At 63.3% G+C, this 22,087-nt stretch carries 18 protein-coding genes; 9 read left to right on the top strand and 9 right to left on the bottom strand.

Annotation, left to right across the window (positions count from 1 at the left end; all coding sequences use genetic code 11):
• Positions 1-21: 21 nt before the first annotated feature.
• Positions 22-1,980, top strand: coding sequence for a multiheme c-type cytochrome (locus AC2FNA_RS00605; protein ID WP_496823628.1), 1,959 nt, complete (start codon positions 22-24; stop codon positions 1,978-1,980).
• Positions 1,981-2,026: 46 nt separating this feature from the next.
• The gene (locus AC2FNA_RS00600; protein WP_496823626.1) at positions 2,027-3,727 is read left to right on the top strand and encodes an alkaline phosphatase family protein; all 1,701 of its coding nucleotides are present in this window, start codon (positions 2,027-2,029) and stop codon (positions 3,725-3,727) included.
• A gap of 18 nt (positions 3,728-3,745) precedes the next feature.
• Here the strand turns inward: AC2FNA_RS00600 and AC2FNA_RS00595 are convergent, their stop codons facing one another.
• Both AC2FNA_RS00595 and mepK read right to left on the bottom strand, forming a co-directional pair.
• Positions 3,746-4,387: a class I SAM-dependent methyltransferase gene (locus AC2FNA_RS00595; protein ID WP_496823624.1), complete on the bottom strand. Its 642-nt coding sequence runs from the start codon at positions 4,385-4,387 to the stop codon at positions 3,746-3,748.
• 495 nt (positions 4,388-4,882) lie between these two features.
• Positions 4,883-5,452 (bottom strand): peptidoglycan L,D-endopeptidase MepK, encoded by a 570-nt coding sequence (gene mepK / locus AC2FNA_RS00590; RefSeq protein WP_234144265.1) that lies wholly within the window; start codon positions 5,450-5,452, stop codon positions 4,883-4,885.
• A gap of 365 nt (positions 5,453-5,817) precedes the next feature.
• Between mepK and AC2FNA_RS00585 the strand changes: the two genes are divergently transcribed.
• Genes AC2FNA_RS00585 through AC2FNA_RS00570 form a run of 4 tightly spaced genes read left to right on the top strand, consistent with a single transcriptional unit; the run spans position 5,818 to position 10,063 of the window.
• A complete protein-coding gene (locus AC2FNA_RS00585; protein WP_496823622.1) occupies positions 5,818-7,431 on the top strand; it encodes a L,D-transpeptidase family protein in 1,614 nt (537 codons plus the stop codon).
• A gap of 34 nt (positions 7,432-7,465) precedes the next feature.
• Positions 7,466-8,557: a UDP-3-O-(3-hydroxymyristoyl)glucosamine N-acyltransferase gene (gene lpxD, locus AC2FNA_RS00580; RefSeq protein WP_496823620.1), complete on the top strand. Its 1,092-nt coding sequence runs from the start codon at positions 7,466-7,468 to the stop codon at positions 8,555-8,557.
• 31 nt (positions 8,558-8,588) lie between these two features.
• Positions 8,589-8,846, top strand: coding sequence for an acyl carrier protein (locus tag AC2FNA_RS00575; protein WP_234144262.1), 258 nt, complete (start codon positions 8,589-8,591; stop codon positions 8,844-8,846).
• Positions 8,847-8,854: 8 nt separating this feature from the next.
• Positions 8,855-10,063, top strand: coding sequence for a beta-ketoacyl-[acyl-carrier-protein] synthase family protein (locus AC2FNA_RS00570; RefSeq protein WP_496823618.1), 1,209 nt, complete (start codon positions 8,855-8,857; stop codon positions 10,061-10,063).
• A gap of 77 nt (positions 10,064-10,140) precedes the next feature.
• Here the strand turns inward: AC2FNA_RS00570 and AC2FNA_RS00565 are convergent, their stop codons facing one another.
• Positions 10,141-10,761, bottom strand: a complete 621-nt coding sequence (locus AC2FNA_RS00565; protein ID WP_496823616.1) for an invasion associated locus B family protein — start codon at positions 10,759-10,761, stop codon at positions 10,141-10,143.
• Positions 10,762-11,196: 435 nt separating this feature from the next.
• Here AC2FNA_RS00565 and AC2FNA_RS00560 point away from each other — a divergent pair, with 435 nt between their 5' ends.
• Positions 11,197-12,750, top strand: coding sequence for a helicase HerA-like domain-containing protein (locus tag AC2FNA_RS00560; RefSeq protein WP_496823614.1), 1,554 nt, complete (start codon positions 11,197-11,199; stop codon positions 12,748-12,750).
• Between the two features lie 125 nt (positions 12,751-12,875).
• On the opposite strand, the gene AC2FNA_RS00555 is transcribed toward AC2FNA_RS00560, so the two are convergent.
• The 5 genes from AC2FNA_RS00555 to AC2FNA_RS00535 form a co-directional block, all read right to left on the bottom strand.
• Complete coding sequence (locus AC2FNA_RS00555; protein WP_496823613.1) at positions 12,876-14,180, bottom strand: branched-chain amino acid ABC transporter permease; 1,305 nt, start codon at positions 14,178-14,180, stop codon at positions 12,876-12,878.
• Entirely contained in the window at positions 14,177-15,187 is a 1,011-nt protein-coding gene (locus AC2FNA_RS00550; RefSeq protein WP_496823611.1) for a branched-chain amino acid ABC transporter permease, read from the bottom strand. Before AC2FNA_RS00550 ends, AC2FNA_RS00555 begins: the two co-directional genes overlap by 4 nt.
• A 3-nt stretch (positions 15,188-15,190) precedes the next feature.
• Positions 15,191-16,021 (bottom strand): ABC transporter ATP-binding protein, encoded by an 831-nt coding sequence (locus AC2FNA_RS00545; protein WP_496823609.1) that lies wholly within the window; start codon positions 16,019-16,021, stop codon positions 15,191-15,193.
• The gene (locus tag AC2FNA_RS00540) at positions 16,018-16,806 is read right to left on the bottom strand and encodes an ABC transporter ATP-binding protein (RefSeq protein ID WP_234170370.1); all 789 of its coding nucleotides are present in this window, start codon (positions 16,804-16,806) and stop codon (positions 16,018-16,020) included. Before AC2FNA_RS00540 ends, AC2FNA_RS00545 begins: the two co-directional genes overlap by 4 nt.
• Positions 16,807-16,944: 138 nt before the next feature.
• Complete coding sequence (locus tag AC2FNA_RS00535) at positions 16,945-18,138, bottom strand: ABC transporter substrate-binding protein (RefSeq protein WP_496823607.1); 1,194 nt, start codon at positions 18,136-18,138, stop codon at positions 16,945-16,947.
• A 159-nt stretch (positions 18,139-18,297) separates the two neighbouring features.
• Here AC2FNA_RS00535 and AC2FNA_RS00530 point away from each other — a divergent pair, with 159 nt between their 5' ends.
• Positions 18,298-19,410, top strand: a complete 1,113-nt coding sequence (locus AC2FNA_RS00530; RefSeq protein WP_496823605.1) for a PQQ-dependent sugar dehydrogenase — start codon at positions 18,298-18,300, stop codon at positions 19,408-19,410.
• 107 nt (positions 19,411-19,517) lie between these two features.
• Here the strand turns inward: AC2FNA_RS00530 and AC2FNA_RS00525 are convergent, their stop codons facing one another.
• Positions 19,518-20,522: a GlxA family transcriptional regulator gene (locus AC2FNA_RS00525; protein WP_496823603.1), complete on the bottom strand. Its 1,005-nt coding sequence runs from the start codon at positions 20,520-20,522 to the stop codon at positions 19,518-19,520.
• Between the two features lie 171 nt (positions 20,523-20,693).
• Between AC2FNA_RS00525 and AC2FNA_RS00520 the strand changes: the two genes are divergently transcribed.
• Positions 20,694-22,064 (top strand): class II 3-deoxy-7-phosphoheptulonate synthase, encoded by a 1,371-nt coding sequence (locus tag AC2FNA_RS00520; protein ID WP_496823601.1) that lies wholly within the window; start codon positions 20,694-20,696, stop codon positions 22,062-22,064.
• Positions 22,065-22,087 lie beyond the last annotated feature (23 nt).

Here is a 22,087-nt window from a genome sequence, read left to right as displayed (position 1 = left end):
CCGCGCAAACCGGAGTCGCCCATGTTTCGTACCCTCCTTGTCGCGGTTCTGGCCTGTATCAGCCTGGCGATGCCATCTTTGGCGCAGACCGGTGACACAGAGACCGCAAGCGCCGATTACGTCGGCTCGGCCAGTTGCGCCAACTGCCACGAGGGCGCGGCCAAGGCCTGGCAAGGCTCGCATCACGCGCTGGCCTGGACCCTGCCCACGCCCGAAACCGTGCTGGCCGATTTCGACAACAGCCAGTTCGAACATGACGGGGTACGCTATCGGTTCAGCCGCGCGGGCGCACAGTTTCGCGTCACCATCACCGAGGCCGACGGCAGCGAAAAGACCCATGATATCCACTCGGTCGCCGGGATCGCGCCGCTTCAGCAATACCTGATCGAGACCCAACCGGGACGGCTCCAAAGCTTTGACGTGGTCTGGGATGTCGACGGCGCGCGCTGGTATCACCTTTATCCCGAGCAGGACCTGCCGCCGGACGACGGCCTGCACTGGACCGGCCCCTACAAGAACTGGAACGGGCGCTGCGCCGAATGTCACGCAACCGGGTTCGAAAAGAATTACGATGCGGCAAGCGACAGCTACCATTCGCAACAGGCCGAGATCGGCGTGGGCTGCGAGGCCTGCCATGGCCCCGGATCGACACACGTCGCCTGGGCCGAAACCGCCCGCGAGCGGAGCCCGCAGGACCCGCTGCTGCCGCCCGAGGGCTATGGGCTTGCCATGGATTTCGCAACCGCTGGAACCGAAGCAATGATCCAGCAATGCGCCGGGTGCCATTCCCGGCGCGAGCCGATGGGGCAGGGCAACCCGATACCGGGAACGCCCTATCACGACGCCTATACGCTATCGCTGTTGCGGCCCGGTCTCTATCACGCCGACGGCCAGATCCTGGACGAGGTCTATGTCTATGGTTCGTTCCTGCAATCGAAGATGTATCAGCGCGGGGTCGGCTGTCTGGATTGTCATGACGCGCATAGCGCGACGCTGCGGGCCGAGGATAACAGCCTGTGTACCCAGTGCCATTCCCCGGCGGCGAACTCGCGCTTTCCCAGCCTGAAAGCAGCGCTTTACGACGATCCCGCCCATACATTCCATCCCGCGGGCTCTGCCGGGGCCGAATGCAAGTCCTGCCACATGATCGAGCGCGATTACATGGGGATAGACGGTCGGCGCGATCACAGTTTCCGCATCCCGCGCCCGGATCTGGCGGCGGTGAACGGCGGGCCCGATGCCTGTACCGATTGCCATGCGGATCAGAATGCGGGCTGGGCGGCGGCCGAAATCGCCAAGCGGTATCCCGACGCGGCCAAACGTCCGCATTACGGCACGGTGCTGGCGGCCGGGCGGGCCGATCCGGTCGCGGCGGGGCCTGGGCTGCGCATTCTGGCCCAGGATCGGGACCAGGCCGGGCTGGTGCGTGCAACGGCACTCTGGCTCTTGTCTCAGGGGGGCGATGCCAACAGCGCCGAGTTCCTGGCCGGGCTGCTTGAGGATGACGATCCCCTGGTGCGCGCGGCGGCGATCGGGGTTCAACGCGCCGCTCCTCCCCGGGCACGTGTGCAGCGGCTGATCCCGCTGCTGGCGGATCCGGTGCGCATGGTGCGCGTGGAGACGGTCAAGGCACTGCTGGACGCCCCCATCGCGCGGCTGCCGGCCCGCATCGAGACGCAAATGCAGGCAGCGATGACCGAATGGCGTGCGGCACTTGCCGCACGGGTCGATTTCCCGGAAACCCATATGGTGATGGGGGGCATGGCGTTGACCATGCGCAACATTCCCGCTGCGCGCGGTGCGTTCCGGCAGGTGGTCGCGATGGACCCGCAGCGCGAAGAGGCCTGGATCATGCTGGCGCGCATCGCGGCAGCGATGGACGGGCCCGAAGCTACGGCCGGGGTGCTTGACGAGGCGTTGGAGAAACTGCCGCATAGTGCGGCGCTCAACGAGATGAAACGCTCGGTAGCTGACCAGTAACGGCTGGCGCGTGCAGTCCGGACGGTTGACAAGGAGGATTTACAAGATGGTGAACAGCAGCCCGAGAATGACGGCGCCCGCGCTGGTTGCGGCACTTGCCTGCATTGCGCCCGCCGCACCCGCCCTGGCACAGGAACGGCCGAAGCTGGTCTTGCAGATCACCGTCGATCAACTGCGCGGCGACCTGATCGAGAGGTTCGGTGCGGGACTTGGCGAGGACGGGTTCCGCCGCCTGATCCGGGGCGGTGTCCATTTCACCCAGGCCCATCACGGCCATGCCAATACCGAAACCATCGTCGGCCACACCACGCTGGCCACCGGTGCCGATCCAGCGGTGCACGGGATGGTCGCCAATGTCTGGTTCGACCGGGTCGAGGGCGGTCAGGTCTACAATGTGCAGGACCCCGACTATCCGCTGGTGGGCGCCGCCGGGGTCGATGCGGCGACCGAGATCGACCCGACCCAGCGTGCCGCCACCACCGATGGCCGCTCGCCCGGCAACATCCTGAGTTCGACCATCGCCGACGAGATCGGCATGTTCTTTGGCCCCGAGGCGCTGATCTTTGGCGTGTCGGTCAAGGACCGGGGCGCGATCTCGATGGCGGGCCATACCGGGCAGGCCTATTGGTTCTCGAAATCCGAGGGACGGTTCGTAACCTCGACCTTTTACCGCGACGACTACCCCGGCTGGGTGAGCGACTGGAACGGGTCGGGCATGGTCGCCTCGTATGCCGGGACAAGCTGGATGCTCTCGGACGCGCCCGAAAGCTACATGTTCGGCACCCATGACGATCAGCCGTGGGAGACCGAATTTCCCGGTTTCGGGCGCAGCTTTCCCCATGCCTGGGGGGAAGCGGACGACAAGTATTACACCACCCGCCTGACGCTTAGCCCGGCGGGCGACGAGATCACCGTGGATTTTGCCAAGGCGCTCATCGAGGCCGAGGGCATCGGGCAGGACGTGGTGCCCGACTACCTGGCGGTCTCGCTGTCTTCGACCGATTATGTCGGGCATATCTTCGGACCGTCGAGCCTGGAGGCCGAGGACAATCTGCGCCGCCTCGACCGGACGCTCGCCGATCTGCTCGACTTCGTGGATGACCGGATCGGGCTGGATCAGGTGCTGGTGGTGCTGTCCGCCGATCATGGCTCTCCCGAGAACCCGGGCTACCTTGCAACCCATGGCATCAAGGCGGGCACTTTCGACTTCGAGCGCGTCGATACAGAGCCCGGTTTCGTGCGTCTGGGCGCCGAATTCGGTGAGACCCGCGCGCTGATCCGTAACTATTCCAGCCCCTATGTCTATCTCAACCGCGAGCTGATCGCCGAAAAGGGGCTCGATCCGGCCACGGTCGAGGATTCGGTGGCGCGCGAACTCGACCTGCTGCCCGGCATCGCCTATGCGGTATCCAGCCGCCGCCTGCGCGAGGGGCAGATCGGCGAGGGCAAGGTGGTGGACGCCGTGCGCCGCAACTTTCATCGTGACCGGTCGGGCGATATCTATGTGGTGTTCGAACCGCATTGGTTCATTGCCGATTTCGACGGGCTGACAGTGGCCTCGGCGCATGGGTCGCCTTGGACCTATGACACGCATGTACCGGTGATCTTTCACGGGCCGGGCATCCCCCCGGCGCGCATCGCTCGCCATGTCGAAACGGTGGACGTGGCGCCGACCATCGCCGCCTATCTGGGCACCAAGCCTCCCTCGGGCGCGACCGGAGTCCCTTTGATCGAGGTGCTGGACTGAGCGAGAGGCCAGCGCCGCCTATCTCCTCAACACGCCGTGTTGGGCGTAGCGCCAGTATAGCTGGTCATGCCATGCGCTTCCGCCAATCTCGCGCGCGGTGCGGTGCAGAGCACTGTCTATCTGGTTGCGGGGGGTGACGTGGAACCGGCCGAGCCAGCCATGCATGGCGTGGGCGAACCCTTCAGGCAGAGCGCCTAGGTCCGAAAAATCGACGATATGCAGTTGACCGCCGGGCACCAGGTGGTGGGCCGCCATGCCGATCGCCGCGCGCCAGTCGTGAATCTCCGACAACCCGTATGAGATAAAGATGCGGTCGAACAGGGGGCGCCCAAACAGCAGTTCGGCATCGAAATCACACGCATCGCCGCGCGCCAGATGCGCTTGGCCTCCAAGGGCGCGGCGGGCGGTGGCCAGCATCTGTTCCGAATTGTCGATTCCGTAAAAGCGGCAATCGGGATAGTGCCGCGCCGCCGCGCGCAGGTTTCGCCCGGTGCCACAGGCAATTTCGAGCACATGCATTCCGGGGGCGGCATCCAGTTCCGCGATCAGCCGGTTCCGGCCGAACAGATAGTATTTGCGGGTCAGATCGTAGAACAGGCGCCGATGGCGATAGGTTCTGTCCGTCATGGCGGCGTGGCCGGTGCTCTGCGTCAACTGCATGGAATCAACCCTCGAAACGATAGAGATGGAAGGTGCCGCAGATGGCCGATCGGTCATGTTGGGTGGCATGTACCAAACCTCGTGATCATGGCGCGAGCGCCCGCGACGCGCCGGATCGACCCGGCCCGACAGAGAATCCTGGGTCACGTGTGCCGGCCCGCGCTGATGCGGTTGGCGCCGTGCTAGAGCATGGAGTTAACAGGAACGTGACGGCTCCGAGCCTCCGCGGCAGATGCTACGCGAAACGCCTTGCGATGTTGGCAGGGCGCGAGATGAGCGACAGTGCCGTGGATGGCGGTTCCAGCGTGAAAATGCTAAGGACTGGGGTGGCGGTTCCGAAGGGGATGAGCCTTAGGGTAATTCGGGGCCCTCTCCATACTACGGCTCGCGGCCTATCCTGCCAGATTGAATGAAGAGCCAGTATGCACTCGTAAAACAAAATCCCCCGAGCCTGCGGCACGGGGGACATCCTATCTTAATCCTTTTTCGGGGTGGTCAGCCGCCCCAGGAGCGGACCTCGCCGCAATCCATGTGAACGAAATTCGAACGGTAGTATTTGCCGACACCACCAGCGCGGCAGGAAATCGCGGCATTTGCCATCTGGCTGACCGAACGCGAGGCAAGCCGCAGGTCGGCGGCCTGGCCCTGCATGTGCAGCGAGTTGCGGGCCACCCCGCGCGAGCGGCTGCGCAGCATGGCATTGGTCTGCGGGCTGCGATAGCCGGACAGCAGCATATAGGGCTCGTTCACGTCCATCAGGTTGTGGGCGGCGGCCATGATGTCAATGGTGCGCAGGTCCATGGTCTTGACCTGATCGACGCGCCAGTCGCGCATGAAGTAATTGATCTCCTTCACCGCGTCCTTGATGTAGTCGCCGTCGATCCAATACACCATGTCGATGCGTTCGCCGGTGCGGCCGGAATACATGCGGATACGGCGGATGTCGCCGCCGCCACGCAGGAACCCTGCGGCCATCGAGTAGGTGGGAGCGGCGGCCACTGCGGTTGCGGTGAATGCCCGAAGAAGTGCGCGCCGAGTAAGGCCCGTCGAGGTGTTGTGAGTCATGTGACTGTTTCGTCCCGTACGTCGTCCTGCCTGCACACGATGTTACGTGTACATTGTTAATAACCATCCCCCGGTTGCGCATTGGTATGGCACAGGGGGATTCGTTCGCCAAGTTTTCTTTCAGAATGTGTCATCCAAGGGGGAATTTTCGGCAGATTTTCGCCCAAACAGGTGATGCATATGCAGCAATTCGCCGCTAGCCAACGTGCCCTCGGCGCGGAAGGGCGATGCATCTGCGCATCATCCGGGCCGTCATGTTGGCACCTGATGCAATTGTGAATGGACTTTTTCCCCTGGTTCTCACGAAGTTTTTCATAGATTCACATCATTGCTCGTGATTAACCGCATTTGACCAGGACCCGAACATGCCGCATCTCAAACGCCCCCGCCTTCGTCTCACGCTGACAGCCTTGCTGCTTGCCGGTGTCGCGGCGTTCGGCTCAGTCGGCGCGGTGGAAGCGCAAGTTACCGCATATAAACAAGCTGTTGCCGAGGCAAGCTATGGCGATGACGGGGTCGCTGCGTTTTACCGCAAGAACGGCTATCAACCGGTCTGGACCGGAGAGGGGGCCGAATTCGCCGCCCGTCGCGTCGCGCTGATCGAGGCGCTGAGCATGGCCGAGGTGCATGGCCTGCCCGCCGGACGCTATGACATCGAGGGACTAAGGGCGCAGATGGCGTCCGCGCGCACCACCCGTGACATGGGGCTGGTCGAAGTCGCACTGAGCCGCGAATTCGCCCGCTTTGCCCGTGACCTGCAAACCGGCCTGCTGACACCTTCGCAGATCGACGACGGCATGGTGCGCGAGGTCGAACGCCGGGGCGCCGAGGTGTATCTCACCGAATTGCAGGCGTCCCAACCTGCGCGCTACATGCGTGGGCTGGCGCCGGATACGGCGCAGTACCGTGCCTTGCTGAAACTCAAGCTCGACCTTGAACATGCGCTGGCCACCGGTGGCTGGGGGCCGACCGTTTCGGGCGGCAAGCTGGAACCAGGCAACAGCGGCCCGCGGGTCGTGGCGCTGCGCAACCGGCTTATCGCCATGGGATACATGGAGCGCAGCGCGGTGGCGAGCTATGATGGCACGCTGCAAAAGGCGGTTCAGGCGTTTCAGCTGGCCCATGGGCTGGAGCCCGACGGGGTGGCCGGCGACGGCACCCTGGACGAGATCAACAAATCCGTGGCCGACCGGTTGAAATCGGTGATCGTCGGGCTGGAGCGCGAGCGCTGGCTTCCGCGTGATCGCGGCGAGCGGCATATCCTGGTCAACCAGACCGATTTCACCGCCAAGATCGTGGATCATGGCCGCGTCACCTTTGAAACCCGCTCGGTCATTGGCAAGAATGTCAGCGACCGGCGCAGCCCCGAATTCTCGGACGAGATGGAGCATATGGTGATCAACCCGAGCTGGTATGTGCCTCGCTCGATCATCACCAAGGAGTATCTGCCTAAGCTGCGGGCCAATCCGAATGCGGTGCGGCATCTGGAGATCACCGACAGTCGGGGTCGTCAGGTCAATCGCGGCGCGGTGGATTTCAGCCAGTTCTCCAGCCGCAGCTTTCCCTTTGCCATGCGCCAGCCGCCGGGCAAGAGCAACGCACTGGGGCTGGTGAAATTCATGTTCCCGAACAAGTACAACATCTACCTGCACGACACGCCGCAGAAACACCTGTTCGCCCGCGAGGTCCGCGCCTATTCACATGGCTGCATCCGTCTGGCGCAACCCTTTGAATTCGCCTATGCGCTGTTGGCCCTGCAAGAGACCGATCCGAAAGCCTTCTTTCACAACGTGCTGAATACCGGCCGCGAAACCAAGGTCGATCTGGAACGCCATGTGCCGGTTCATATCATCTATCGCACGGCAGTGGTCGACGACCGGGGGGAGCCCGGCTATCGGCGCGACGTTTACGGGCGTGACGCAAAGATTTGGGAGGCGCTCAGCCGGGCAGGGGTGGTTCTGAGCGCGGTTCAGGGTTAAATCCACGGGGCCAACCACAAGAAGCAGGCCCCAGATGACCTATACCATTTCGCAGATCGCCGACGCCCTCGGGGCCGAGGCCGCGGGCAATCTTGACCTGACCGTCACCGGTGCAGCGGAACCGGGAGATGCCGGGCGTGACCAGCTGGCGCTGGCAATGTCGCCGAAATATGCCGAGGCCCTGGCACAGGGGGGCGCGCGCGCTGCGATCCTGTGGCCCGGCGCCGCATGGCAGGCGATGGGGCTCGAGGCCGCGATCTTTGCCACCCGACCGCGTCTGGCCATGGCTGGCGTGACCGCCATGCTCGACCCCGGTCAGGGTGTTGCGGCGGGCATCCATCCCTCCGCGGTGATCGACCCCAGCGCCGAGATCGGCGCCGATGTCAGCATCGGGCCGCTGACCGTGGTGGGCGCGCGGGCCAGGATCGGCGATGGCTCGGTGATCGGGCCGCATTGCGTGATCGGCATGGATGCTGTGCTGGGCGAGGGCGCTTTCCTGCGCGAGATGGTCAGCATTGGTGCCCGCACCACCATTGGCGCCCGTTTCATCGCGCAACCCGGCGCACGGATCGGCGGCGACGGGTTCTCGTTTGTCACGCCCGAGGTGTCGGGCGCCGAAAACGCCCGCAAGACGATGGGCGATCAGGGCGAGGCCAAGGCACAGGCGTGGACCCGCATCCACTCGCTGGGTGCGGTCGAGATCGGCGACGATGTCGAGGTCGGCGCAAACTGTACCGTCGACAACGGCACCATCCGCAATACCAGCATCGGCAATGGCAGCAAGCTCGACAACCTCGTGCATGTGGGCCACAATACGCGCGTCGGGCGCGACTGTCTGCTGTGTGGCCAGACTGGCGTGTCGGGCTCGGTCGAGATCGGCAACAACGTGGTGCTGGGCGGCCAAACAGGCGTGGTCGACAATATCTTTATCGGTGACGGGGTGATCGCGGGCGGTGGCTCCAAGATCCTGTCGAACGTGCCGGCGGGGCGGGTGATCATGGGATATCCCGCAGTGAAGATGGACCAGCACACCGAGATCTACAAGGCGCAGCGCCGTCTACCCCGCCTGTTGCGCGACATCGCGGCACTGAAAAAGGCGGTTTCCAAACCGGGAGTGAGCGAGTAAATCAGCGCCAGACAGAACCCAGAGGATCGACATGAGCATCAGCGACCGCGTCATCGCCATCATCGCCGAGCAGGCCGTGCTGGAGCCCTCCGACGTCAGCCCCGAAAGCACGCTTGAGGATCTGGGCATCGACAGCCTGGGCCTGGTGGAAAGCATCTTTGCCATCGAAGAGGAATTCGACATCTCGATCCCCTTCAACGCCAACGAACCCAGCCAGAGCGATTTCGACATCTCGAACGTGGCCGCGATCATCGCGGGGATCGAGAAACTGGTGGCGGAAAAGGTCTGACAGCGCCCATGAAACGGGTCGTCATCACCGGAGCCGGCACCATTAACGCGCTGGGGCATTCGGTGCCCGAGACGCTGCACGCCATGCGCGAGGGCCATTGCGGCATCGACGAGCTGGAGTTTCGCGATGTCGAGCGGCTGGCCATCCGCATCGGCGGCCAGGTGCGCGGGTTCGAGGCCGAGGGCCGGTTCAACCGCCAGCAAATGTCGCTCTATGATCGCTTCACCCAGTTCACCCTGACCGCGGCCAAAGAGGCGATCGACCAGTCGGGGCTGAACTTTCACGGTGAACTGGCGGCGAAATCGGGTGTGGTGCTGGGCACTGCAGGCGGTGGCGTCAGCACCTGGGACGAGAATTACCGTTCGGTCTATGAAGAGGGCAAGAACAGGGTCCATCCGTTTGTCGTGCCCAAGCTGATGAACAACGCGGCCGCCAGCCATGTGTCGATGGAACACAATCTCAAGGGTCCGTCCTTTACCGTCTCGACCGCCTGCGCCTCGTCGAATCATGCGATGGCGCAGGCCTTTTCCATGGTGCGCAGCGGCATGGCGCCGGTGATGGTAACCGGCGGATCGGAATCGATGCTGTGTTTCGGCGGGGTCAAGGCCTGGGAAGGGCTGCGAGTGATGTCCAAGGATGCCTGCCGCCCGTTCAGCGCCAATCGCAACGGTATGGTCCAGGGCGAGGGCGCGGGTATCTTCGTGTTCGAAGAGATGGAACATGCCAAGGCGCGCGGTGCCGAGATACTGTGCGAGGTGGCGGGCTTTGCCATGTCCTCGGATGCATCCGATATCGTGATGCCCTCGAAACAGGGGGCGGCGCGGGCGATGGCCGGCGCGCTGGCCGATGCGCGGATCAATCCGGGTGACGTGGGGTATATCAACGCCCATGGCACCGGCACGGCGGCCAATGACAAGACCGAATGCGCCGCGGTGGCCGATGTGTTCGGGCGTCATGCCGACAGCCTGATGATTTCCTCGACCAAGTCGATGCATGGCCACCTGATCGGCGGCACCGGCGCCGTGGAACTGTTGGCCTGTATCATGGCGTTGCGCGACGGGGTGATCGCCCCCACCATCGGTTACGAGGAACCCGATCCCGAATGCGCGTTGGACGTGGTTCCGAACGAGGCGCGCGACGCCAAGGTCGACGTGGTGCTGAGCAATGCCTTTGCTTTTGGCGGGCTGAACGCGGTTCTGGCCCTGCGCAAGGTTTGATTCTCAAGGCATTGAAACAAAAGAAAAGGCCGCCAGGTTTCAGCGAACCGGCGGCCTTTCTTCATCTGTAATGGCGGTCAGTTGCTCACCACGTCCACCTTGTCATAGCTGGCGGTGAAGCCCGTCAGCGACAATTCCAGCGACACGGTCTGATCAGGGGCCGGGGCGGGAACCAGCGATACCGTTGCCTTGGCACCTTTCTTCATCGCGTCGATATCGGCCTGGGTCAGACCGATTTGCGCGATGCAGCCGATCGGGTTGCAGAACGAGTAGTTGTACCGCTTGCCGGGTGCCCCATCGATCGAGATCGTCAGCTGGGCCGGCAACAGGGTTTCCAGCGGAACGATCACGGTTGCCCCGGCAACCGCGACACCGCCCTCTTCGAGCCGGAACATCGAGAACTCGGCCATCGGGTTGCCCTGGGCGTCGGTCAGGATCTGGAGCATCGAACAGGGGTCAGTTTCACCCTCTGTCTTGATGCAGGCCATGTCCCAATCGCCGATCTTCTCTTTGGAGTAACGCTGGCCCAGTTGCGGCGAACCATCGGCCGGCGTGCCCAGATCAAGAATCTGGTCGGCCGTCTTCTGCTCTTCCTGCGCCGGGGCCGTTTCGGCCGGTGTGGTCGTGTCCTGTGCCGTCGCGGCGCCGGTCAGGGCCAGCAGGGCGGCGGCGGACAGGGTAATCAGGGTCTTGGTCATGAATGCCTCGTCAAAAGATGAGCTGCTCGCGCCCGTCTATCACGAGTGTTCGGCGCTGTCAGGGACAAAGCGGCGCATCAGCGGCGATTTGATAAGGGCGGAGCGGAACGAAAAAGGGAACCCGTGTAACCGGATTCCCTCTTATCTGTCTCCCCGTCGGACTGGCCGACTTAGTATTGTGAGCAGACGTTACGAGAGGTGCGCCAATGGGTCAACAGCTATCGCAGGTTTTTTCGTCTCTCGGGAGCAATTGATTGGCGATGCTCGATTTTTGACCGTCAGGTCGAAAAATGCCGTGCCCGAAGGCACGGCCAGTCTGACAGGGAGGAAGTGCCCCCGCAGCACCAGATGCCTAAGGGGCAATAAGGACTATCGCAGGCAAAGGTTAACTTTGTATGGTTGCGGTGGAACGATGAATTTCGAGGCGTAAACCAAATGGATGGAAAGATTTTCCTGGGCGGCGGCGGCCCGGATTACGGTGTGGCGCAGGGGCTGGACCTGAAATATGCCAACCGGCACGGGCTGATCGCGGGGGCCACCGGCACCGGCAAGACGGTGACGCTGCAAATCCTGGCCCAGGGTTTTGCCGAGGCGGGCGTGCCGGTATTTCTGGCCGATGTCAAAGGTGACCTGTCTGGCATGGCCAAACCGGGATCGGCAGATCACAAGCTGCATGAGGCCTTTACCTCGCGCGCCGAAAAGATCGGTCTGACCGACTATGAATATCGTGCCTGTCCAGTAACTTTCTGGGACCTGTTCGGCGAACAGGGTCACCCTGTACGCACCACCGTGGCCGAGATGGGGCCACTGTTGCTATCGCAGTTGCTGGAGCTGAGCGAGGCGCAGGAGGGTATCCTGAACATCGCCTTCCGCCTGTCGGACGAAGAGGGGCTGCCGCTGCTCGATCTCAAGGATTTGCAGGCATTGCTGGTCTGGATCGGCGAGAATGGCAAGTCACTGTCGCTCCGATATGGCAATATCTCGACCGCCTCGGTGGGCGCGATCCAACGTCGACTGCTTGTGATCGAGAACCAGGGCGGCGCGCGCCTGTTCGGCGAACCGGCGCTCGATCTGGCCGACATGATGCGGGTGGATGACCAGGGGCGGGGCATGGTCAACATCCTGGCCGCCGATACGCTGATGGCCTCGCCGCGGCTTTACTCGACCTTCCTGCTCTGGCTGCTCAGTGAACTGTTCGAGGAACTGCCCGAGGTGGGCGACCCCGACAAGCCGAAACTGGTGTTCTTCTTTGACGAGGCGCATCTGTTGTTCGACGACGCGCCCAAGGCGCTGGTCGACAAGGTGGAACAGGTGGCCCGCCTGATCCGGTCCAAGGGGGTGGGGGTCTATTTCATCACCCAGAACCCGGCGGATGTGCCCGAGGATGTGCTGGGTCAGCTGGGCAACCGCATCCAGCACGCGCTGCGCGCCTTTACCGCGCGCGACCGCAAGAACCTGCGACTGGCCGCTGAAACCTATCGCGAGAATCCCGCATTCGACACCGAAGAAGCGATCCGCGAGGTGGGCGTGGGCGAGGCGGTGACCTCGATGCTGATGAAGAAGGGCGTGCCGGGAGTGGTGGAACGCACCCTGATCCGCCCACCCTCGTCGCAACTGGGCCCGATTACCAAGGCCGAGCGCAAGGCGATCCTGACCATGTCGGAGATGGCGGGGAAGTACGACACCCCGCTGGACCGCAGGTCGGCCTTCGAGATCCTGGCGAAACGGGCCGAGGAGGCCGCGAAAGAGGCCGAACAGGCCGAGGAACGCGCCGAGGAGGCCAGTCCGTGGGAACGGGAATACAACTCGGCCCGCCGCTATTCCGGCAGCAGGGTGGGCCGATCGACCGCGCGCCAGACCAGCAGCCGGCGCCGCAGCGAGGACACGCTGACCAGTGCCATGGGCGAGGCGGTGATCAAGGAACTGAAAGGCACCACCGGCCGCCGCATCGTGCGTGGCATTCTGGGCAGCTTGTTCAAGGGGCGGTGAGTGTCTTGACGCGGGATATGGGCTGACGCCCATGCCTCCGGCGGGGATATTTGGAGCAAGAGGAAGGGGCGCGTCGCGCCAGAGAAGAAAGGCCGCGTCCGGGTGGGGCGCGGCCTTACTGGATGTTACTTTTCCGGGATCAACCCGCGTGGGCTGAACCTGAGCACCAGGAGCAGGATGATCCCCATGGTCAGGAGCCGCATATGGGCGGCGCTGTCGATCAGGTGCGATTTCAGCGCGCTGCCCTCGGCCATGCCGCTGGTAATCACCTGCATCAGGAAAAGGCCAAGCGGCTCGACCTGAACCCAGAGGAACCAGATCAGCATCGCACCCAGCACGGCGCCAAAATTGTTGCCCGAGCCGCCCACGATCACCATCACCCAGATCAGGAAGGTGAAGCGCAGCGGCTGATAGGTGCCCGGTGTCAGCTGCCCGTCGAGCGTGGTCATCATCGCACCGGCGATGCCACAGACCGCCGATCCCAGCACGAAGATTTGCAGGTGTCTGCGGGTGACGTCCTTGCCCATCGCCTCGGCCGCAACCTCGTTGTCGCGGATGGCGCGCATCATCCGGCCCCAGGGGCTTTTCAGTGCCATCTGCGCCATCCAGAGAAGGACCAGCAGCACCACCATGAACAGGACCGAATAGCCCAGTTTCACATAAAGCGTGGAGGCGGTGACCGGATCGATGCCCAGCGACGCGGCGCTTTCGACGAATCCGGCATCGTTTTGCAGGTCGATCTCGTAAGGCACCGGGCGGGGCAGGCCGATCACGTTCTTGACCCCGCGCGCCAGCCAGTCCTCGTTCTTCATCACCGCGATGATGATCTCGGCGATACCCAGCGTGGCAATCGCCAGATAGTCCGAGCGCAGGCCCAGCGCCGTCTTGCCGATCAGCCAGGCGGCACCCGCGGCCAGAAGGCCACCGGCGGGCCAGGCCAGCAGCACCGGCAGGCCCAGGCCGCCGATATTGCCCGCCGCGGCCGGGTTGATCGCCTCGACCGCCATCACGTTGGGATCAAACACCGCGCGATAGATCACAAAGCCCAGAACCAGCACAGCCAGCATGGCCAGGTTACGCCCGCGTCCCTTGGGCATGTGGCGCGATACCAGCACGGCGGCCACCACGGTGGCAGCCCCCAACAGCAGCGCCAGCACGATGCCGAAGCCGCCCGCGCTCCACGCCTCGGGCGAAAGCGGCTCGGCCACAAGCACCACGGCAAGACCGCCCAGCGCGACAAAGCCCATCACACCCACGTTGAAGAGGCCCGCAAAGCCCCATTGCAGGTTCACCCCGATCGCCATGATGGCCGAGATCAGCCCCATGTTCACGATCAGGATGGCCGAGTTCCAGCTTTGCATGAAACCGGTGATCACGATCAGGACGGCGACGCCCAGAAACAGGGCGGTGTTCTTCACTGTCTCGGTCATACCGCTTTCCCCTTGAAGAGGCCCGTAGGCTTGAACAGCAGCACGATCAGCAGGATGACGAAGCTGACCGCGAATTTGTAATCGGTGCTGAGTAGCTGCACCAACCCGTCGGGTGACATGCCCTCGGGCGCCAGATAGCCCAGCACCTTTTTCCAGGCATAGGTCACCGTCACCTCGGAAAAGGCGATGACGAAACCGCCCGCGATGGCGCCCAGCGGGCTGCCCAGACCGCCCACGATGGCCGAGGCAAAGATGGGCAGCAGCAATTGGAAATAGACAAAAGGCTTGAAGCTTTTGTCCAGTCCATAGAGCACACCCGCCGTGGTGGCCAGCGCCGCCACGATGAGCCAGGTGTACATCACCACGCGCTCGGGGTTGATGCCCGAGAGCAGCGCCAGATCCTCGTTATCGGAATAGGCGCGCATGGATTTGCCGGTGCGGGTCCTGTTCAGGAACCCGAACAGCAGCGCCACGCAGATCACCGCGACAACCACGGTCAGCGCCTGGGTGGTCTTGATCGCCAACCCCTCGTCCAGCCCGGTCATCTTCTTGAAATCGCGGGCCGAGATCAGGAACCGGGTGCCATCGGCGAAATTCTGGTCATTGGGGCCGATGACGAAGCGCACCAGCCCGTTCATGATGAACATGACGCCCATCGACACGATGACCAGGATCACCGGTTTTGCCTTTTGTTCGCGGTAAAAGCGATAGACCGCGCGGTCGGTGACCAAAACCAGTGCCATGCAACCCAGAATGCCGAAAGGCAGCGCCAGAAGCGCGGTTGGCAGAGGACCAAGGTGAATGCCATGCGACTGCATCCACCAGGTCACCAGCACGCTGATCATGGCGCCGAAAGCCATGGTGTCGCCATGGGCGAAGTTCGAGAACCGCAGGATGCCATAGATCAGCGTCACTCCCAACGCACCCAGCGCCAGCTGGCTGCCATAGGCGATCGCGGGGATCAGGACAAAGTTCGAAAGCGCCACAAGGGCGTTGAGGATTTCCATGTCTCAGCCCCCCAGGAAGGATTTGCGAACTTCGGGATCTTCGAGCAGTTCCTTGCCGGTGCCGGTAAAGGCATTGCGGCCCTGAACCAGAACATATCCCTTGTCGGCGATGGCCAGCGCCTGTTTGGCGTTCTGTTCGACCATCAGGATCGGCAGGCCGGTGCGGCTGACCTCGATGATGCGGTCAAACAGCTCGTCCATCACGATGGGGCTGACGCCCGCGGTGGGTTCGTCCAGCATCAGCACCTTGGGCTTGGTCATCAGCGCCCGGCCCACGGCGACCTGCTGGCGCTGGCCGCCCGACAGCTCGCCTGCCGCCTGATAGCGTTTCTCGCGCAGGATCGGGAACAGGTCATAGACCTGCTCCATGGTCTCGCGGATGTCGTCGCGGCGGATGAAGGCACCCATTTCCAGGTTTTCCTCGACCGTCATCGAGGTGAAGATGTTGTTGGTCTGGGGCACGAAACCCATGCCCTTGACCACCCGGTCCTGCGGGGTGAGCCTGGTGATGTCCTCGCCATCCAGCCGGACCGAGCCCGAGCGCACGTCGAGCATGCCGAACACCGCCTTCATCGCGGTCGACTTGCCAGCACCGTTGGGGCCGACGATTACGGCGATCTCGCCCGGGTTCACCGCGATGGTGCATTCATGCAGGATATCGGGCCCCTTGCCGTAACCGCCGGTCATGGTGTCACCGATCAGAAAGGGGCCGCCATCGACCTTGGAGGTCGGGCCGCTCTTGCGATGGGCGGGGGTCATGGTACCCATGCCCTTGGTGTTGGTGATCGAGGCGTCCTTGTTGCCGCGACCGTCCTGATAGGGATTGTCGCTCATGCGCCTGCCTCCAGCTGTGCCTTGTTCTTCAGGCCGGTGCCCAGATAGGCCTCGATCACCTGTTCATTGGCCTTGATCTCGTCCAGGGTGCCCTGGGCCAGGACCTTGCCCTCGGCCATGCAGATGACGGGATCGCAGATCTTGCCGATGAAATCCATGTCATGCTCAATCACGACAAAGGTATAGCCGCGTTCCTTGTTGAGCCGCAGGATGGTGTCGGCGATGGTCATCAACAGCGTCCGGTTCACACCGGCGCCGACCTCGTCAAGGAACACGATCTTGGCGTCGACCATCATGGTGCGGCCCAGTTCCAGCAGCTTTTTCTGTCCGCCCGAGACCTGGCCCGCCTTGTGGTCGGCCAGATGTTCGATGGTCAGGAACTCCAGCACCTCGTCGGCCTTGGCGCGCAGGGCGCGTTCCTCGTCGGCGATCCGCTTGCGCCCGAACCAGGTGTTCCACAGCGTCTCGCCCGACTGGCCGCCCGGCACCATCATCAGGTTCTCGCGGCAGGTCATCGAGCTGAATTCATGCGCGATCTGAAAAGTCCTGAGCAGCCCCTTGTGGAACAGCTCGTGCGGCGGCAGGCCGGTGATATCCTCGCCATCCATGGTGACCTTGCCGCTGGTGGGCGGCAGGACGCCGGCGATCACGTTGAAAAGGGTGGTCTTGCCGGCTCCGTTCGGTCCGATCAGACCGGTGACAGAGCCCTTGGCGATTTCCAGCGTCGCACCATCGACAGCATGGAATCCGCCGAAGTGCTTGTGCACGTCTTCGACGACGATCATGTGTTCCCCCGGGGCCGCTTGTTTTCTGCGGCCTTGTTGGTTGTTGCCTCATCCCCCGAAAAGAGGTGCGGCCTTTTGTCATTGAAACAGCCCGGACACAAGGCCCGGGCTGTTCGGTGTCATCTCATCGCGGGGCGATCAACGGTATTTGGCCGTGGTGATCTTGCCGCCTTCGATGGTGATCTGGCGGTAGTTGCCGGCGCTTTCGCCGGGCCCGATCAACTCAACCGCGGTGGCGCCGACATAGTCAACCTCGCCGCCGTCCTTGATGATCTGAAGCGCCTTGGCCAGTTCACCGGGATAGATCTTTTCACCCGGTGCGTTGGCCACATCCATGATCTTGGACTTGTAATCGCCCGAGTCCTTGGAGTTGGCCGCCTGCATGGCCAGCATGATCAGGGCCGCCGCATCATAGGATTCCGGTGTGAAGGGCGAGGTGGAATCGAACGCGCCGCCCACCATTTCCGAGAACTTGGCAACGCCCGGGCTGTCGGTGCCGGGGTGCTGGCCGCTCGACCCTTCGATCTCGTCGCCGAAATTCTCTTCGAGCTTGGCGCCGATCATGCCGTCGGGGAAGTGGAAAGTGTCGAACGCGCCCGAGTCGATGGCCGAGCGCACGATGCCCGAACCGCCCTGGTCGACGTAACCGGCAACCACCAGACGGTCGCCGCCAGCGGCCGCCAGCGCGCCCACTTCGGCCGAATAGTCGGCCTTGCCGTCTTCATGCGCGGCCGAGATGGTCACGGTGCCGCCAGCGGCCTCGAACGCGGCCTGGAAGCTGTCCGCCAGACCCTTGCCATAATCGTTGTTGGTATAGGTCAGCGCGACTTCCTTGATGCCTTCTTCCATCAGCACTTCGGTCATCACGACACCCTGACGGGCATCCGAGGGCGCGGTGCGGAAGAACAGGCCGTTGTCTTCGGCGGTCGACAGCGCGGGCGAAGTGGCCGAGGGCGAGATCATCACGACGCCGTTCGGGACGGCGACGTTGGACAGGATCGCACCGGTCACGCCCGAACAGTCGGCGCCCATGATGCCGTCAACCTTGTCCGAGGTCACCAGACGCTCGGCGGCGGCGGTGGCTGCAGCGGCGTCGACGCAGGTCGAGTCCGCGCGCACCGAGGTCACGGTGGCGCCATCCAGCAGCAGGCCCGAGTCGGTGACTTCCTTCATCGCCAGTTCGGCACCATCGGCCATCGAGGGCGTCAGCGATTCGATCGGGCCGGTGAAGCCCAGAATCACGCCGATCTTCACCTCTTTGGCATGACCACCGGCAAAGGCCGCGCTTGCCATCAGGGCAGAGGCCGCAGTGGCCGTGAGAAGCTTTTTCATATGTTACTCCCTTGTTGGAACGTAATCGTTCTGACGAAACCCTAGGCAAGCTGTCGCCAAAAGAAAAGTCCTAACGAAAAAGTGGTTTGGTGCCGGAAATCATGGATGTTTTGGTTATCCTGGTCTTGAATTGAGACTGGGCGGACGGGAGGAAACGGGATGACAATCGTACAACTTGGTAGCGTGATTCTGATGATAGCAAGCCTGCTTGCCTCCGGGCAGGTCAGCGCCGAACTGTCCTCGCGGGCGGGGCCGCTCAGGGTCGAAGCCATGGTAGAAGGGTTGGAGTCACCCTGGGCAGTGGCACCGCTGCCTGACGGCGGATTTCTTGTCACAGAGCGGGACGGTGTGTTGGTGCATGTCGCACAGGGCCGCAAGAGCGAGGTCGCCGGTCTGCCTCGGGTGCGGGTCGCGGGGCAGGGCGGTTTGCTGGATATTACCCTCTCCCGCGATTTCGCCCGCAGCCGGCGGCTTTACCTCACCTATGCGCAGCCACAAGCGGGTGGCGGTGCTGGAACGGCGGTGGCGGTCGCGCGGCTGACCGAGGACAACCGCCGCCTGACCGGTCTCAGTCGTATCTACGAGGTACCACCGGGCGGGCAGGGCGGCCGCCATTTCGGCAGCCGGGTGGTCGAGGCCCCGGATGGGACGCTGTTCGTCACCCTGGGCGATCGCGGCGACGATGAGAGCGCGCAGGATCCGGGCAACCCGCAAGGATCGGTGATCCGCATCCATCCAGATGGCAGCATTCCGGCCGACAATCCCTTTGTGGGACAAAGCGGTATCCGGCCCGAGATCTGGTCGCTGGGGCACCGAAATCCGCAGGGCGCGGGGCTGGATGCACAAGGGCGGCTCTGGACCTCGGAACATGGCGCGCGCGGCGGTGACGAGGTGAACCTGATCCGGCCCGGTGCCAATTTCGGCTGGCCGGTGATCTCTTATGGCCGGCATTACTCAGGGGCCAAGATTGGCGAAGGTACCCACAAAGAGAGGATGGAGCAGCCGCAGTTCCATTGGGATCCGTCAATCGCCCCCTCTGGCCTGCTGGTCTATTCCGGCGCTCTTTGGCCTGACTGGGCCGGAGACATCTTTGTCGGGTCGCTGAAATTCGACCATATCGTCAGACTGACCGGCAGCCCCCTGCGTGAAGCCGAGCGGCTAGAGGGACCCGAGACCGAGCGCGTCCGCGACATCGTCGAGGCGCCCGACGGCACGATCTGGTTCATCTCCGAAGGCCGGGGCGCGGTCTATCGCGTGGCGCCGGGGGGCTAGTCCCTGCTCGCCGCGTCTTTTACAGGTCGTTCATCTGGTACGAACGCGCCCTGGTGTCAAAAACGCAAGCCTGTGTCTGGCAGCGGCGACACAAGCTGCGCGTGACGCTAGACCGACAGCCGCGCGCTTTGCGCGCCGCGTTCGCGATAGGGCGTGGTGTTGTAATGCGCACGGTAGCATTTCGAGAAATGGCTGGGCGAGGCAAAGCCGCAGGCCAGCGCCACGTTGATCACGCTCATGTCCGTCTGCATCAGCAGGTTTCGCGCCTTTTGCAGCCTGAGTTCCATGTAATAGCGCTTGGGACTGCGGCTGAGATAGCGGCGGAACAGTCGTTCCAGCTGGCGGGTGGACATGCCCACATCCTTGGCCAGCAGCGCGGGCGAGATCGGCTCTTCGATATTGCGCTCCATCATCTGGATGACCTGGCTCAACTTGGGGTGGCGCACGCCGATGCGGGTAGGGGTGGACAGGCGCTGGGTGTCCTGATCGGTGCGGATCGAGGAATAGATCAGCTGATCGGCCACCGCGTTGGCCAGTTCTTCGCCATGGGAATTGGCAATAAGCTTCAGCATCAGGTCGATCGAGGCGGTGCCACCCGCCGTCGTGATGCGCGGCCCGTCGATGACAAAAACCGACTTGGTCAGAGTGACCTCTTCGAATTCCTCGATGAAACTGTCCTGGTTTTCCCAGTGGATGGTGGCGCGTTTGCCGTCCAGCAGACCGGCCTTGGCCAGGGTATAGCCGGCGGTGCAGAGCCCACCGATCACCGGACCGCGCCGCGCCTCTCGCCGGAGCCAGCTGACCACCTTTTTCGTGGTGGCCTTCTGCACGTCGATGCCGCCGCAGACCAGCACCACATCCTCGCGCCGCAACTCGTCCAGATCGCCGTCGAGCTTGAACACGGTACCGTTCGAACACGTCGCCGAGGCGCCGCCTTCGCCCACGACCGACCATTCATACAGCTGCTGTCCCGCCATCCGGTTGGCGATGCGCAACGCCTCGACAGCGCAGGCGAAACACAACATCGTGAACTGGTCGAGCAGGACAAAGACAAACCTCTGCGGCTTCTTCTGGCCGGTATCCACTCTGACAACTTGGCGTTGCTCTTTCATGCGCGCGTTCCTTGCCTTATGTGACGCCACGTCGGGGGCGTCTGCGCTGGGTTGTCATTCACATTGCTCAGAGCTTGTTTGCGACGTCAAGAGGCGCAAATCTGATATGGTCTCTGCCCGGGTCATTTTGTATAGAGGCCCCCTGTGAATATCCTTGCGGAGATGAGAGCGATGAGCGAGTGGCAAAAATCGACCTGGCGCGCGAAACCGCGGGTCCAGATGCCCGATTATACCGATCAGGCCGAACTGGCCCGGGTCGAGGCGCAGCTTTCCCAGTATCCGCCCTTGGTCTTTGCCGGCGAGGCCCGGCGGCTGAAACGGCATCTGGGCGCAGCAGGGCGCGGCGAGGCCTTTCTGCTGCAAGGCGGCGATTGCGCCGAAAGCTTTGACCAGTTCAGTGCCGACGGCATCCGCGACACGTTCAAGGTGATGCTGCAAATGGCGATGGTGCTGACCTTCGGCGCCAAGGTGCCGGTGGTCAAGGTCGGCCGCATGGCGGGTCAGTTCGCCAAGCCGCGCAGCGCGCCGACCGAGGTGGTGGATGGGGTTGAACTGCCCAGCTATCGCGGTGATATCATCAACGAACTGGCCTTTACCCCCGAGGCGCGGATACCCAACCCGCAGAAGATGCTGCAGGCCTATACCCAGGCGGCGGCGACGCTGAACCTGTTGCGCGCCTTTTCGACCGGTGGTTTCGCCGACATGAACCGGGTGCATTCCTGGACGCTGGGCTTTACCGACGAACAAGACGTGCAGAAATATTCCGAGATTGCCGACCGTATCCAGGACACGATCGACTTCATGGGCGCGGCGGGCATCACCGCCGATACCACGCATCAATTCTCGACGGTCGAGTTCTACACCAGCCACGAGGGGCTGCTGCTGGAATATGAAGAGGCGCTGACGCGGCTCGATTCGACTTCGGGCAACTGGCTGGCGGGCTCGGGACACATGATCTGGATCGGCGACCGGACCCGGCAGCCGGACGGCGCGCATGTGGAATACTGCCGCGGCGTGCTGAACCCGATTGGGTTGAAATGCGGGCCGACCACCACCGCCGAGGATCTCAAGGTGCTGATGGCCAAGCTGAACCCCGAGAACGAAGAGGGCCGGTTGACCCTGATCGCGCGCTTTGGCGCGGGCAAGGCGGGTGACCACCTGCCGCGCCTGATCAAGGCGGTGCGCGAGGAAGGCGCCAAGGTGACCTGGGTCTGTGACCCGATGCATGGCAACACGATCAAATCGGCCTCGGGCTACAAGACCCGGCCCTTTGATTCGGTCCTGCGCGAGGTGCGCGACTTCTTCGCCGTGCACCAGGCCGAGGGCACCGTGCCGGGTGGCGTGCATTTCGAGATGACCGGCCAGGACGTGACCGAATGCACCGGCGGCGTGCGGGCGGTGACGGACGAGGATCTGAGCGACCGCTATCACACCGCCTGCGATCCGCGCCTGAACGCCAGCCAGTCGCTGGAACTGGCCTTTCTCGTGGCCGAGGAACTGACCCGGCTGCGCGCCGGTCAGCGCCGCCGCGCCGCGAGCTGAAGCAGTATCAGACTTTAGACAAA

It is taken from the genome of Ruegeria sp. YKSD163, from assembly GCF_059612905.1.
This window is presented reverse-complemented; position numbering and strand designations above follow the sequence as displayed.